The sequence below is a fragment of the Haemophilus sputorum CCUG 13788 genome, assembly GCF_000238795.1.
GTDB classification, from domain to species: Bacteria; Pseudomonadota; Gammaproteobacteria; order Enterobacterales; family Pasteurellaceae; genus Haemophilus_A; species Haemophilus_A sputorum.
This window is the reverse complement of sequence record NZ_AFNK01000035.1, coordinates 160,927-174,971: the sequence shown is the minus strand read 5'-3', so window position 1 is coordinate 174,971 and position 14,045 is coordinate 160,927. Positions and strand designations below refer to the sequence as shown.

At 40.0% G+C, this 14,045-nt stretch carries 17 protein-coding genes; 13 read left to right on the top strand and 4 right to left on the bottom strand.

Translation table 11 applies throughout. The annotated features are described in order from the left end of the window. The first annotated feature begins 15 nt into the window (after positions 1-15). The 13 genes from purN to HSP_RS0105690 all read left to right on the top strand — a co-directional run bounded on the left by purN (position 16) and on the right by HSP_RS0105690 (position 10,209). Positions 16-657 (top strand): phosphoribosylglycinamide formyltransferase, encoded by a 642-nt coding sequence (gene purN / locus HSP_RS0105750; protein WP_007525955.1) that lies wholly within the window; start codon positions 16-18, stop codon positions 655-657. A gap of 51 nt (positions 658-708) precedes the next feature. Next, a complete protein-coding gene (locus HSP_RS0105745) occupies positions 709-1,932 on the top strand; it encodes a DUF711 family protein (protein ID WP_007525934.1) in 1,224 nt (407 codons plus the stop codon). A gap of 63 nt (positions 1,933-1,995) precedes the next feature. Beyond that, on the top strand, positions 1,996-2,565 hold the full coding sequence (locus HSP_RS0105740; RefSeq protein ID WP_007525967.1) for a hypothetical protein: 570 nt from the start codon (positions 1,996-1,998) through the stop codon (positions 2,563-2,565). A 299-nt stretch (positions 2,566-2,864) separates the two neighbouring features. After that, positions 2,865-3,476: a CDP-alcohol phosphatidyltransferase family protein gene (locus HSP_RS0105735; RefSeq protein ID WP_007525936.1), complete on the top strand. Its 612-nt coding sequence runs from the start codon at positions 2,865-2,867 to the stop codon at positions 3,474-3,476. Positions 3,477-3,478: 2 nt separating this feature from the next. Beyond that, positions 3,479-5,221 (top strand): bifunctional alpha/beta hydrolase/class I SAM-dependent methyltransferase, encoded by a 1,743-nt coding sequence (locus HSP_RS0105730; RefSeq protein ID WP_007525973.1) that lies wholly within the window; start codon positions 3,479-3,481, stop codon positions 5,219-5,221. Continuing rightward, entirely contained in the window at positions 5,221-6,537 is a 1,317-nt protein-coding gene (locus HSP_RS0105725) for a phosphatase PAP2/dual specificity phosphatase family protein (RefSeq protein ID WP_007525947.1), read from the top strand. The genes HSP_RS0105730 and HSP_RS0105725 overlap by 1 nt, the downstream gene beginning before the upstream one ends. Continuing rightward, complete coding sequence (locus HSP_RS0105720; RefSeq protein ID WP_010129365.1) at positions 6,512-6,865, top strand: hypothetical protein; 354 nt, start codon at positions 6,512-6,514, stop codon at positions 6,863-6,865. Before HSP_RS0105725 ends, HSP_RS0105720 begins: the two co-directional genes overlap by 26 nt. Positions 6,866-7,137: 272 nt before the next feature. Next, entirely contained in the window at positions 7,138-7,479 is a 342-nt protein-coding gene (locus HSP_RS0105715) for a hypothetical protein (protein WP_007523067.1), read from the top strand. Positions 7,480-7,591: 112 nt separating this feature from the next. After that, complete coding sequence (imm40, locus tag HSP_RS0105710) at positions 7,592-7,885, top strand: Imm40 family immunity protein (protein ID WP_010129362.1); 294 nt, start codon at positions 7,592-7,594, stop codon at positions 7,883-7,885. Between the two features lie 92 nt (positions 7,886-7,977). Then, the gene (locus tag HSP_RS0105705) at positions 7,978-8,223 is read left to right on the top strand and encodes a dual specificity protein phosphatase family protein (protein WP_007523235.1); all 246 of its coding nucleotides are present in this window, start codon (positions 7,978-7,980) and stop codon (positions 8,221-8,223) included. Between the two features lie 35 nt (positions 8,224-8,258). Continuing rightward, positions 8,259-8,612 carry a hypothetical protein gene (locus HSP_RS0105700; RefSeq protein ID WP_007523106.1) on the top strand — a complete coding sequence of 118 codons (354 nt, stop codon included), beginning with the start codon at positions 8,259-8,261 and terminating at the stop codon, positions 8,610-8,612. Positions 8,613-8,620: 8 nt separating this feature from the next. Next, positions 8,621-9,280, top strand: a complete 660-nt coding sequence (locus HSP_RS0105695) for a lysophospholipid acyltransferase family protein (RefSeq protein ID WP_007523244.1) — start codon at positions 8,621-8,623, stop codon at positions 9,278-9,280. Beyond that, entirely contained in the window at positions 9,274-10,209 is a 936-nt protein-coding gene (locus HSP_RS0105690; protein WP_007523112.1) for a phosphatidate cytidylyltransferase, read from the top strand. Before HSP_RS0105695 ends, HSP_RS0105690 begins: the two co-directional genes overlap by 7 nt. A 65-nt stretch (positions 10,210-10,274) precedes the next feature. On the opposite strand, the gene HSP_RS0105685 is transcribed toward HSP_RS0105690, so the two are convergent. From HSP_RS0105685 to HSP_RS0105670, 4 genes are all read right to left on the bottom strand, one after another. Continuing rightward, positions 10,275-10,994: a YwiC-like family protein gene (locus tag HSP_RS0105685; RefSeq protein ID WP_029495218.1), complete on the bottom strand. Its 720-nt coding sequence runs from the start codon at positions 10,992-10,994 to the stop codon at positions 10,275-10,277. Positions 10,995-11,078: 84 nt separating this feature from the next. Further along, positions 11,079-12,053: a 6-phosphofructokinase gene (gene pfkA, locus HSP_RS0105680; RefSeq protein WP_007523004.1), complete on the bottom strand. Its 975-nt coding sequence runs from the start codon at positions 12,051-12,053 to the stop codon at positions 11,079-11,081. 101 nt (positions 12,054-12,154) lie between these two features. Next, positions 12,155-13,345 carry an aminotransferase class V-fold PLP-dependent enzyme gene (locus HSP_RS0105675; protein ID WP_010129361.1) on the bottom strand — a complete coding sequence of 397 codons (1,191 nt, stop codon included), beginning with the start codon at positions 13,343-13,345 and terminating at the stop codon, positions 12,155-12,157. 9 nt (positions 13,346-13,354) lie between these two features. Next, positions 13,355-14,032, bottom strand: a complete 678-nt coding sequence (locus HSP_RS0105670; protein ID WP_010129360.1) for a thermonuclease family protein — start codon at positions 14,030-14,032, stop codon at positions 13,355-13,357. Positions 14,033-14,045 lie beyond the last annotated feature (13 nt).

Here is a 14,045-nt window from a genome sequence, read left to right as displayed (position 1 = left end):
TATTACAAGGGTGTTATGAAAAATATTGTCGTATTGATTTCAGGCGAAGGTTCTAATTTACAGGCGATGATTGATGCATGTGCAAGCGGTCAAATTTCAGGGAAAATTTGCGCAGTAATCAGCAATAACGCAGATGCCTATGGATTAGTACGCGCAAAAAAAGCGGGCATTCCAAGTTTTGTTTTTGAACGTAAAGCTTATGAAACACATCAAGCCATGGATCAGGCTATTGCTTCTCAAATTGAGTCGGTTGGCGCTGATTTAATCGTACTTGCGGGATATATGAATATTTTAACGCCAGCATTTACACAACGTTTTGCAGGGAAAATTCTTAATATTCATCCGTCACTTTTACCAAAGTATTCAGGGTTAGATACTTATCAACGTGCGATGACCGATGATGAGACAGAGCATGGTATGACGATTCATTTTGTTAATGAGATAGTCGATGGTGGCTCGATTATTCTACAAGCAAAAGTCCCGATTTTTCCTGAAGATGAAATTGAGGATGTGATTGCGCGTGTGCAAGAACAAGAACATAGTTATTATCCGTTAGTCATTGCTTGGTTCTGTGCTGATCGCCTAAAAGAGGTGGATGGAAAGGCTTATTTAGATGGTAAACTTCTCCCGCCACAAGGCTATGGCAACGAAGAATAATGTCTACATAAATTACAAAAGAGAAAACCCAATTTAATGTTAAGGAATCGCATGGATTATAAAAATAAAGAATTATGTCGTCTTCGCACAATCAGTTTTTTTCTGACATTACATAAAGATAAATCGCAATGGGAAAGCGCCCTTTATTCGGTGAAACGTGATGTGGATTTGTTATTGCCAGCTGTGCAGAAAGCTGGTTATACCTTGCAATCGATTCGGGTCATTACCAATCCTTTTGGGGAATATTTGGATTTAACCAATTTGCAGACAGCAAAAGCAGATTTGCAGTATTTAACGGAGTTATTGAATAAATTTAATGAAAGTGGAATTCGTATTCGATTTGCAATAGGTACGGCGAGAAATAAAGAGGAAATTGCGTTATTGCCAGAGTTAATCGCAGCTTATGGTGACTTGTGTAATGCTTGTGTCAATGTGCCATTAGATGAAAATGGCGTGTTAGATAATGAACTTATCGAGCAATCTGTTTATGCCGTGCAAAAAATTGCAAACATCATACCACGTGGCGAAGGTAATTTTAACTTTACTGTGAATTTTAACTGCAAGCCATTTATTCCTTATTTCCCCGCCGGTTATCATCTAAGTCATTTGCCAAACAGTTTTGTTATTGGTTTAGAAACACCAGATTTATTAGTCGAAGTATTAAAATCTGTACCAAAGTCTACTCATAATCAATTTTATGCAGATTGCTATCAAGCTATGTCGCAGGCTCTGCAATATCATGTAGATGAAATACTAGATATGTTAAGTGCGGTCAAATTGTCGGGCGAATTTGAATTTGCAGGCATTGATAGTTCAGCGGCGCCATCGAAAAATTGTGCATCCATGACAAAAGTTTATGAATTAATGGGATTGCCATATTTTGGTGCGGCTGGTTCAGTAGAAGTTTCTGCTTTATTGACAAAAGTGTTTAAATCAATCCAACACGTGCCATTGGTTGGGTTTTCTGGATTGATGTTGGCGGTAACAGAAGATTTAGGTTTAGCCGAAGGTACACAAAAACACTATTTTGATATCAGAGCTTTACTGACTTATAGTGCAGTATGTGGTATCGGTTTAGATACAGTCCCAGTGGCGGGAGATGTCAAGGCAGAAAGCATTGCCGCTATTATGCGCGATACAGGAACAATGGCATTTCGCTTAAATAAACCACTAACTGTACGCTTATTCCCAATTCCGAATAAGGTTGCAGGTGAAATATCAGAATTTGAGAGTGATGATTTATGTAACTGCCGCCTTTTACATATTCCGGATTGAACTACAATATCCTTACTTTGTTGTGATGAATGTTATCTCTACGGTCTATAAGAGGAGTATCTTATGAGAAAGTTAATATTGGGTAGTCTTGTCGCTGTATTGCTATCGGGATGTGCAACAGCACATCATCAAACTGAACAGGAAAAAGCGTTGGTGGGTGATTGGATTTGTCATGTTAAACCTGCTGCAAAAGCCCCCTTACCCGTTGAGCATATTGATTATATTACCTATCGCGCGGATCAAACTGTGCTGATGCGTGGTATCTCTCAGATCGATACACAAGAAGGTCGAATGCGTTATTTATTACAGGCAAAGGCCAAATGGCAGGTTAATGATGATAAGTTGGGTTATGATTTTACCGATCGTCTATTTAAAGCCGCCCATTCACCACAAGTCGCAAAAATCATTGAACAATCACCAGAATTAAAAGAATTCGATAAGGAGTTTGTTTCATCTTGTAGTGACTGTGGTAATCATTTGGATATGAAGATTAAAATGAAAGGCCCAACAAGGATGACAAATTTTAATACCTATACAAAAGAGACCGCTCAATGCCGTAAACTGAGCGCTGGTGAGCAAACTAAAGAAACAAAACTGATTGAGAAATTGGTTAAAGAAAAGGGCCCAATCTAGATAAGTAAGCGATTGCCTCTCAAATTGAGGCGGTTGAAGCAGATTTAATCTTGCTTGCAGGGGATATATGAATATTTTAACGCCAGCTGCCAAAGAGAGAGGGATGGAGAGGCTTATTTAGATGGTAAATCTCTTCTGCCAAAAGACTATGGCAACGAAGAATAATGCCCACATAAATTGCAAAAGAGAAAACCCAATTTGGTATGCCAGATTGGGTTTATTTTTTATACATCATAGTTTTAAGTAAAGGATTTGGATATAATCAATTAGTAAGCTTTTAGTTAGAGTGAGCATAAATTATGAGCATCTACCAACTTAAACCTGCCTTTCAAAACCTGTTGCGTCCGTTAGTCAAACGTCTTGAGCAACGCGGTATTACTGCCAATCAGGTAACACTTTTCGCTTGTGGGCTTTCGCTTATTTTAGGCGCAATTCTTACCCTTTTTGCTTCCATTTCTGAGCTTTTTTATCTGTTGCCGATTTGGTTATTTCTGCGCATGGCCTTGAATGCAATGGATGGTATGTTGGCGCGGGAGTTTAATCAAAAATCTGCCTTAGGTGGCTATTTAAATGAGATTACCGATGTGGTTGCCGATGCAGCCCTTTATTTACCCTTTGCCTTTGTATCACCGTTCTCCGCTGAATCGGTGATTGCATTTATTTTCTTGGCGATGATGACGGAATTTTGTGGGGTATTAGGACAAGTGCATGGTAATGGTCGTCGCTATGATGGGCCGCTAGGTAAAAGCGACCGTGCATTTTTAATAGGTGCATTGGGCTTAGCCTATGCTTATTTCAGCGAATTACCAACCTATTTAAGCTGGCTCTTTTGGTTGGCAAATCTGGCTTTAATTTTGACCGCTTACCGCCGTGTGAAACAGGGATTGGATATATCTGAAGAAGGAAAATAATCATGACTGAACAACAAAAATTCTTCAAAACGGCAGATAATACTGAATTATTTTATCGCTATCGCCCTGCCAAAGATGGGCGCAATGATAAGGCGATTGTGCTATTTCATCGTGGGCATGAACATTCAGGAAGAATGATGTTTGTGGCAGACGAGTTAGGTTTTGATGATTTTGCCTATTTCGCATGGGATGCCCGTGGGCACGGTAACAGTCCAGGTGAGCGCGGAGATAGTCCAAGTTTTGGTACTTCGGTTTCTGATATTCAAGCCTTTATGCAACATATTGAACAGGAATATCAAATCCCTCAGGAAAATATTTGTGTGATCGCACAAAGCGTGGGTGCAGTATTGGTGTCCACTTGGTTACATGATTATGCGCCTAAAATCCGTTGTGCTGTGCTGGCCTCCCCAGCATTCAAAGTGAAGCTTTATGTGCCCTTTGCACGTCAAGGGTTGGCATTATGGTCTAAAGTGAAGGGCAATTTCTTTGTAAATAGCTATGTGAAAGCCCATTACCTTACTCACAACAAGGATCATCAAGAGAGTTTTAATCAAGATCCGTTGATTACCCGCGCCATTTCCGCCCGTATTTTATTAGGCTTATATGAGGCCGCCGAACGTATAGTGGCTGATGCTCAAGCGATTACGACGCCAATTCAACTTTTTATTTCTGGTGCCGATTGGGTTGTGCATCACAAGCCACAGCATGATTTTTATAATCACCTCGCAAGTCACATCAAAGAACGCCATGTGATGTCGGGTTTCTATCACGATACTTTAGGCGAACAGAATAATCACCTTGTGTTTGAGCCAATGCGACGTTTTATTCGTGAACGCTTTGAGGCGCCATTACAAACTATCGATTGTACTCAAGCCCATATTGCCGGTCCAAGTCGGGTAGAGGCGGATGAATTAGCCACGCCACTATCGCCTTATTCACCACGTGGATTATTTTGGGCCAGTTATCGCGCATTGATGAAGCTCGGTTCACGTTGGAGTGAGGGATTACGTATTGGTCAAGAAACGGGCTACGATTCCGGTAGTACTTTGGATTATGTTTATCAAAACCAGCCACAAGGCACAAACACCTTTGGGCGGTTGGTCGATAAAAATTACTTAAATGCCATAGGCTGGCGGGGCATTCGTCAACGTAAGGCAAATATCGCCAAGGCAATTAATCTAGCAATGACTAAATTGCGTGAGGTGGGTAAACCAGTTGATGTATTGGATATTGCATCCGGCCACGGGCGTTATGTGTTGGATGCATTAACTGCCGAAAATCATCCGAATTCAGTGCGTTTGCGTGATTACAGCCCAATTAACGTTACTGCAGGACGTAAGTTGATTGTTGAGCGTGGCTTGCAAGAGATCGTCTCCTTTGATGAAGTGAATGCTTTTGATCCTGCTAATTATCAAGCGTTAACCCCTCGTCCTACTTTAGGGATCGTTTCAGGCTTACATGAACTGTTTGCCGATAATGATTTGATTATGCATTCTCTCAATGGTTTCGGGACAGCAATTGAGACAGGTGGCTATCTGATTTATACCGGACAGCCTTGGCATCCACAATTGGAATTGATTGCCCGATGCTTAACCAGTCACAAAGAGGGAAGTCCAAATTGGGTTATGCGCCGTCGTAGCCAGCAAGAAATGGATCAATTGGTAGAAAAAGCCGGTTTTAGAAAAATCCATCAATGGATTGATGAAGATGGCATTTTTACCGTGAGTCTAGCGGTTAAAATTTAATGCTAAATTACAAAACCCGCTTGGGGTATCTGCTTGGTGTCGGTGTATTGTTCTATGTCAGCTACGGTTTGACGAACTATCTCACCGCATTGCGTGAGAACGTACCGGAAATAGTGTTTGCTTGGGAGCAACATATTCAATTTGTAGCATGGACAATTGTCCCTTATTGGTCGCTGAATTTGCTGTACGCCTTGGCTTTTTTTCTGAGCCGAAATCGCACACAACTACGCCATTATGTTGCTCGATTATTACTTGCTCAAGCAATTGCCGTAGCGGGATTTTTGCTTTTCCCGTTACAAATAACGTGGCAGAAACCCGAAACTTCGGGCGTTGCTGGTTTTTTATTTGAGTCGTTAGCGGGTTTTGACCAGCCTTATAATCAGGCTCCCTCCCTACACATTATTCTAACTGTTGTAGTTGGCGCGTTTTATTGGCGCCATTTCCCGAAATGGCGAATACCACTTTGCCTATGGTTTGGGCTAATTGCGCTTTCGATTTTAACCACCTACCAGCATCATTTTTTAGATTTACCTACAGGTGCTGTTGCTGGTTTTGGCGTGTTGTGGTTGCTACCGGAAAACCAACCATCTCCGATTTTTGCAAAATCTTCACAAAATCTGACCGCTTCTCACCATCGATTGATGCGCTTTTATTTATTGGGTGCAATCGCTTGTATTGGGCTCGCTTGCTTAGGCGGTGGATGGCTTTGGTGCTTATGGGCTGCAATAGCGCTTGGCTTGGTTGCAATGGCTTATTGGCGAGGTGTAGCAATTTTTCAAAAACAGTTAAACGGAAAATTGACGGCAGGCAGTATCGCTTTATTTTTGCCTTATCTACTGGGGGCAAGATTAAACATTGTGTATTGGTTGCAAGGCAAGGCAAAAAGTGCGGTCGTCTGTGATGGCGTTTTTGTAGGAAGCATTACCATAAGCCGTCAGTTTGATGCGGTATTGGATTGCTGCGCAGAACTTCCTTGTTGCAAACTACCTTATGTTTATGAACAGGCCTTAATGCTCGATTTGGTGCCGCCAAGTGTCAATGAAATTTGCCAAGCTGCTCGCAAATTAGATCGCTTGCAGGCTGAAAATGCACAAGTGCTGGTGGCTTGCGCATTGGGGTATGGGCGTAGTGTTGCGGTGGTGCTGACATGGCTGCTTGCCACCGGCAGAGTGTCAAATCTAGAACAAGCAATCAATACCGTTAAGCGCGTTCGTCCGAAAATGGCAATTTCTCACACTGTTTGCGAGCGGATTGAGTTAGCAAGTCAGCAATTTCATATAGAGACAAAAAATGGAACTGGAACAAACTACAATTAAAACAACCGCACATTTTTTAGCGACCGCACGTTATATGGCGGTGCTAAATTTAGTTTTGTTGATAGCAAGCCTAATTAAAGAGCATTGTATTTTTTTCAATCTGTTATTAGCGGTAGCTTTGCTTTATTTGCATATTCGTCTTGATTTTGACCAACGTATTTTTGCCAATAGTCAAAATTTCAACGAATTTGATCGTACTTTGGTCACATTGGGCTTGCTCAAACAGACCAAGACCCGTAGTGTCACAGAACGCGCTAAAGGTGCGATTCACTTGTGGTATAGGGCTTTCTTTCCAACCTTAGCTCAGCTGGGATTGTGGCTTATTTAGGAGATCGTCTTGAGGATTACAGAGTTCTACGTTCAGCTTATGAAATGAATAGGTTTTAGTGTTTTAAAAATATCATAAAAAAAGTGCGGTCAAATTTAACGGTATTATGTAGCAGTTGCACAAAGCCCCAAATTTAAACAAAATCGCACAAAAAATTATTATAATCTAAATTTTAGAGATGTGGATATAAACAATATCTTGATAAGATAAATCTCAGTGAGTTTAGACTCTAAATAGTTTTTGTTCATTCTATCAGTATGGAAAGGTGTATTATGAAAATCAAGGTGATTTTATTAGGTGTGATGGGGTTATTGCTATCTAACATTGTGCTAGCTAATCATGAAATTAAATTTGATGATATTTGGAATTTTAAAATTTCCGTTACTGAAATGAAAGGGAATAGAAAAATTCACTTAACTGGTTTATTAGGAAATAGTGCAATGGGAATATCAGATAGCAAAATAACAATTCATGATGATGAATTAAATATTGTTTTGTTTGAGGCATTAGCAAAGGGTAAGTATTCAGGTGATTTGAATAAAGAAATTATCATTGAAAAACCTATTAAGAAAATTACTTTTGGTTCTGATAATAAAGTTATATGGCAAAATTAAGCGGGTTTCTTACTTTTGAATCATTATAAATCAATAATAGTTTCTGAGTTAGACTTGATTTTCGAACTGCTTAAAGTAAAAGTGACTTAACTAAGATAGAGAATATATAATAATGAACGAATTAATTAACATTTACATGAATAATGGATTCAGCTTATTTAAACAGGGAGAAAATACAGTCATCATTCCAATAAAATTATCTATTAGGGTTTTAGCTATTCTTGATGGCTTGAATCTTTTTATTCTAGGTGGTGACATATATCGAAAAGCAGATGATAATTTTGAACATACATACGATAATTGGTATTACGATGGCAATGTTCAAAATGAAAGTGTCATGACTGCTAGAAAATATTTGGATAGTCTAAGAAATCAGGAACTGTACGTATCATTTGTTTTAAAATAAATAAAACTAATAAGATACTAAAAATTTCTTAGTGTAGAACAAACGACCTTTACTTCAAGTGTAGTTTAGACTCGAAGTTTTGAATAGCTTTAATGTTAGATTTAGTGCCACCAAGTGCAAATGAACTTTGCCAAGCAGCCCGTAAATTAGACCGCTTGCAAACAGAAAATAAACAGGTACTCGTAGCTTGTGAATTAGGTTATGGGCGCAGTGCTGCGGTCGTGCTGACATGGTTGTTAGCGACTAATAGAGCAACTAACCTCGAACAAGCGATAAATACAGTCCGAATGGCTCACCCTAAAATGGCTATTTCTCATAGGGGTTTGCGAGCGGATTGAGCTGGCAAGTCAGCAATTTCATCTAGAGACAAAAAATGGAATTTGAACAAACTACAATTAAAACAACGGTATATTTTTTGGCAACCGCACGTTATATGGCACTACTAAATTTAGTTTTGTTGATAGCAAGCCTAATTAAAGAGCATTGTATTGTTTTCAATCTGTTATTAGCGGTAGCTTTGCTTTATTTGCATATTCGTCTTGATTTTGACCAACGTATTTTTGCCAATAGCCAAAATTTCAACGAATTTGATCGTACGTTGGTCATATTGGGCTTGCTAAAACAGACCAAGGCACGTAGTGTCACAGAACGTGCTAAAGGCGCGATTCGCTTGTGGTATAGAGCTTTGTTTGCCACCTTGGCTCAGCTTGGGTTATGGCTTATTTAGGAGGAAGTATGCAATTTTTCTCACGTTTATTCGCACGGCTAATTGATAGCGGATTATGTTTTTTCGTATCTTTCCTCACAGGAATTCGCCCGCAATCAGAAAAACAATTTCCTTTCACCCCTAATAAAAAAGTTTATTACGCCAATCATAGTAGCCATGGAGATTTTATGCTGGTGTGGGTATCCCTTCCGCAAGCATGCCGAATGGTTACTCGCCCAGTGGCTGCACAGGAGTATTGGCAGAAAAATGCTTTACGCCGTTTTATTATTCATCAAGTTTTTAATGGTGTGCTGATTCCTCGCCAGAGTGAACATCCTGAGCAGGCTGTTCAAACGATGAGTGATGCTTTGAAGCAGCATTCGTTAATTCTGTTTCCAGAAGGCACTCGAAATACCGATGAGTCCCAGCAATTGTTACCCTTTAAATCCGGCATTTATCATCTTGCTCAGCAAAATCCAGATGTTGAGTTTGTACCAATTTGGATAGATAACATTAATCGCGTGTTACCTAAAGGTAAGTGGTTGCCGATTCCGTTATTGTGCGACATACATGTTGGCGAATCGTTAAAATTAGCTGAAAATGAAGAGAAGCAGGCATTTCTCGAACGTACGCGTAATGCGTTGTTAGCGTTAGATCCAAATGCTAAAAAGGAGAGTGAAAAATGTTAGCTCAAGCCAATTTTATTTTTGTTGTCGTATTCGGTTTGTTAATTATTGCCAGCGCTATCGGTAAATTACTTACTCGAAAATATGGCGAAGAAAATAGCACGATTACTAACCTAGTCGCGCGCATTAACGCTTGGTGGGTGATGACAGGCGTATTATTTATCGCTTTCCTATTTGGCAGAATTGGCGCGACCATTCTGTTTTTCTTAATTTCTTTTATTGCATTGCGGGAATTTATGACTGTGATTTATCGCAAAAGCTGTGACTATTACAGTATGGTGACTTGCTTTTATCTATTATTGCCGATTCAGTATTATTTCGTGATTGAGCAGTGGTATGGCATGTTCTCTATCTTTATTCCGGTTTATGGCTTTTTGTTGTTGCCGATTGTGGGTAGTTTTAGCGGTAATACAGAACAATTTCTGGCGCGTATGGCTAAAACACAATGGATGGCGATGAGTTGTATTTTCTGTATTTCGCATGTACCAGCACTGTTGTTTCTTAATTTAGAGAATTTCTCCCCTGAAAATAACATTTTATTAGTGATTTTTATGATTGCGACCGTGCAATCTAGCGACGTATTGCAATACATTTGGGGAAAATTAGTCGGTGGACCAAAAATTATGCCAAGGCTTTCTCCTTCTAAAACGATTTCTGGTACAGTTGGAGGCATCCTTTCTGCAACGTTGGTTGCAATGCTCATGGCGCCGATAACCCCATTTACTTATTGGCAAGCTGGATTGATTGGGTTGATCGTCTGTATCATGGGCTTTTTAGGCGGGTTAGTCATGTCTGCTATTAAACGCGATCACGGGGTAAAAGACTGGGGTAAAATGATCAACGGACATGGTGGCATGCTTGACAGAATGGACTCTGTTTGTTTCTCAGCACCAATTTTCTTCCATATCATTCGCTATTTCTGGAATGGATAGATGTGGTTCAAATCATTTTTTTAATCAGGCAAAGAGGGAAATGCGCAAACATTTCCCTCTTTCGTTTAACCGCTGATTATCAGTGCAATGAGTAAAAGTAGATAAGTTAAAAATTCAAACATACCGATTTGTTTTACATTCCAACTTAGGCTTGGCACGATAATACTGCGCCCGAGCGCAAATAAGTAAACCGCAAAAAGTGCGATAAAGCCGATTTCCCAATAAAGGTATGCGAATACTAAATGTAGTGCAATGCTAAGCTCCATATATAGCGGATTTTTCCGTTCTCTTACCATACTTTTAATATAAAAAGTTGTGGCAATAAAAAATAGGCTAGGATGGAGTAGATAGTGAAAATTCAGCGTATCGCTAGCTAAAAAGCCATTTGCAATACCAATAATGCCAAAAGTCAGGATGCCGGCAATATCATTGAGTAAATTTCGTTCATCTCGCTTTTTCGCAAAATAAAATTGAATGAGTCCTAGTGGCAGCATTGGCAGAATAAAATAGAGGAGTCGAGGTTGATAGAAAAGGGCAGGTAATGCACTTATTAGGCTTAACGCAAAATAAATAATTGTCCATTGACGGTTTCTAGCGGTCGGTTTTTTACTAATATTTGCAAAAAAAGGATAAGAGAATAAATAAAGTAAAAACCAAGAAAGACCGAAGGAAAGATGGTAAAAACCAGCCTGGTGATGTTCAGCAAATTGTGCGTATAAAAATGGTAAGAGAGCCATGACCAACGCACCGTGTTGGTTGGAAATAACCGGTTTAGAATACTGCATAATGAGAATGATGATTGATAATATTAGTCGGAATTATGCGTAAAAAAAAGCGGTTTTTCAACCGCTTGTGATAAGTTTTTAAGATTAGAATAATTTGCGAGATGCTTCAAATAGCTCTTCTTTAAATGGACGACGCATATTTTTGATAGCGTCAACGATATCATGGTGAACCAATTTCTCATTTTGGATGCCCACACAACGACCGCCGTAACCTTGTAGTAATAATTCCACCGCATAAACGCCCATGCGAGAAGCTAAAATACGGTCGAAAGCACAAGGTGAACCACCACGTTGGGTGTGACCTAATACGGTTGCACGAGTCTCGTGTCCAAAGCGTTCTTCGATTTCGCGTGCTAATTGGTGCACATCAGTCATCAACTCAGTAATTGCAATGATAGAGTGGCGTTTACCTTTTTTAAAGCCATTATCAATGTTACGCATGAGCGATTCTTTATCTAACCCTTTCTCTGGTACGACAATGTATTCACAACCGCCGGCAAGCGCTGCACTAATAGTTAAATCGCCACAATGACGACCCATGATTTCAACAATAGAAATACGTTGGTGCGAGCTTGATGTATCACGTAAACGGTCGATTGCTTCAAGCGCGGTTTCTAATGCGGTTTGGTAACCGATAGTGTAATCAGTTCCCACAATGTCGTTATCAATCGTGCCTGGTAATCCAATGCAAGGATAACCAAATTCTTCAGTTAATAATTTTGCGCCCATGTAAGAACCATCGCCGCCGATAACTACTAATGCATCAATATTATGTTTTTTTAGTGTTTCTACCGCTTGTTTACGAACTTCGTATTCTCTAAATTGTGGAAAACGTGCTGAACCTAAGAACGTACCGCCGCGGTTGATGGTTTCTGATACTGAGCGACGGTCAAGTGGAATAACATGCCCTTCACATAAACCATAATAGCCGTCTTGTATGCCACAAACTTCTAAACCTTCGTTTAGAGCAGCACGAACAACACCGCGAATAGCAGCGTTCATGCCAGGTGCATCACCGCCGCTAGTAAGTACGGCAATCTTTTTAATTTCTTTAGCCATGGGAATATCCTCAAAATTTAATTTTCAAAATATTAGTAAATTGGTGCAATCAATACCTTGTTCGTATTAGGCATTTTAGCATATTTTCGGCTTTTTTTAACTTAAGACGCTAAAATATCCAAGGCCTGATCTAAGGCATTAAAAAAGGCATTGAGATCAGCTTCATTATTGTAATGTGCCAAAGAAAGTCGTAGCGTGCCACTTTGTTTTAAGTAATGTAGATACGGTTTGGCGCAATGTTCTCCTACACGAATCGCAATCTGCTGTTCAGCGAGAATGGCAGCAATATCTGCATGATGCTGATGTTTAAAAATAAAGCTGATAGTCGGGCTATGTTGTGAGCCAATGATTTGCAAATCAGCATAATTTTTTAACCGCTTGTAAGCTTGCTCAACTAGCATATAAAGCGATTGATTGAGCATTTCAAAATCCCACTCATTGAGCCAAGCAAGTACGGCGCCAAAGCCAATGATTCCAGCAATATTCGGCGTGCCAGCTTCTAATCGATAAGGTAATTCTGCTAAGGTGAGCTGTTCAGTTGAAACAGAGGTCAGCATTTTTCCGCCATAAAAAAGCGGTCGTAATTGATTTAAACTTTGCCATTTGCCTGTAAGCACGCCTACTCCGTTTGGGCCATACATTTTATGTGCCGAGAACGCATAAAAGTCGGCATCTAATCGCTGTGCATCGACTTTTTCCGAACAGACGGCTTGAGCAATATCAAGTAAAATTTTTGCTTTTGAATTAGCGCGAATAATCGGAATAAGCTGTTCAACAGGTTGGCGCACACCAGTAATGTTCGACACTAAATTAAAGGCAACCAATTTGGTTTTCTCAGAAAGGGCTGCTTGCAGTGTGCTTTCATCAATTTGATAGGCGGCATTAAGTGGTAACACAATCAATTTTGCTTGTTTGCGTAAACAAAGTTGCTGCCAAGGAATGAAGTTAGCATGGTGTTCGGCAACAGAAATAATAATTTCATCGCCGGCGTGAATATCCTCTTCTAAGCCTTGGGCGACGAGGTTAATTGCATGCGTGGTGCCACTTGTCCAAACCACTGCCTCACGTTTTTCTACGTTAAAACGTTGTGCGACTAAGTCGCGCGCGCGTTCATATTGTTGGGTTTGAGTATAGTCGTATTGGCTGCGATGTACCGAACCAGCAGATGCATAAAACGCAGCGGTGCTATCAATTAACACTTGTGGTTTTAAGGTTGTCGCGGCTGAGTCTAAATAAGTCCAATGAGCTGATTGACTAAAAAAAGGAAAATGTTGGCGAAATGTTGTGTTCATAATGCCTCTCTATGGGCGTTGCTGTTTGCGATAAAGTCGATTGCAAGGAATACCATCGCGATTGCCATCCATATCTTTTGCATGACAAGCTTGGAAATACCGATTCGCGCTGTCAAAATCACGAAAATCATTACAACTTAATTTAGCTTGGCAGTTGATGGCTTGTGGACGCGTATTGATTGTTGAAAAGCCATTTTCTAAAGTAGGTTGAGCTCTTTGTTGTTTACGCCAATCGCTAGGTGAAATGGGATTTGCATCTTGCCATAAGCCGATTCGATTTTGCCGAGCATTGGCTTCTGCTTGTTCATAAATGGGTAGGCTTTTTGAATAAGCCCAAGCCATTCCTTTTTCAACTAAAATGAGGTTGATATTTTGGTTACTCTCGTAAACTTCCGCTAACAAGCGGTCATATTTATCGTAACCTTTGCTAATGACTTTTACATGCTTTTTAAAGACAAGTTCTGCGAGCGTTTGTTTTGCTCGATTTCCGAAAGCTTGACGAGATTCAGGAGCATCAATATGTAGAAGTCGAACCTTAATAGGTTTCCGTTCAAAAAGGCAAGTGAGGGTATCGCCATCACTAATGCCGACGACTTTACATTCAAAACTTCGACTAGGTGATTGTGCGACACAAAATGCGGAAAAAAATAAACTGAATAATAGAATAAACGTGTGTAATTTTCTCATAATGGTATGCAGA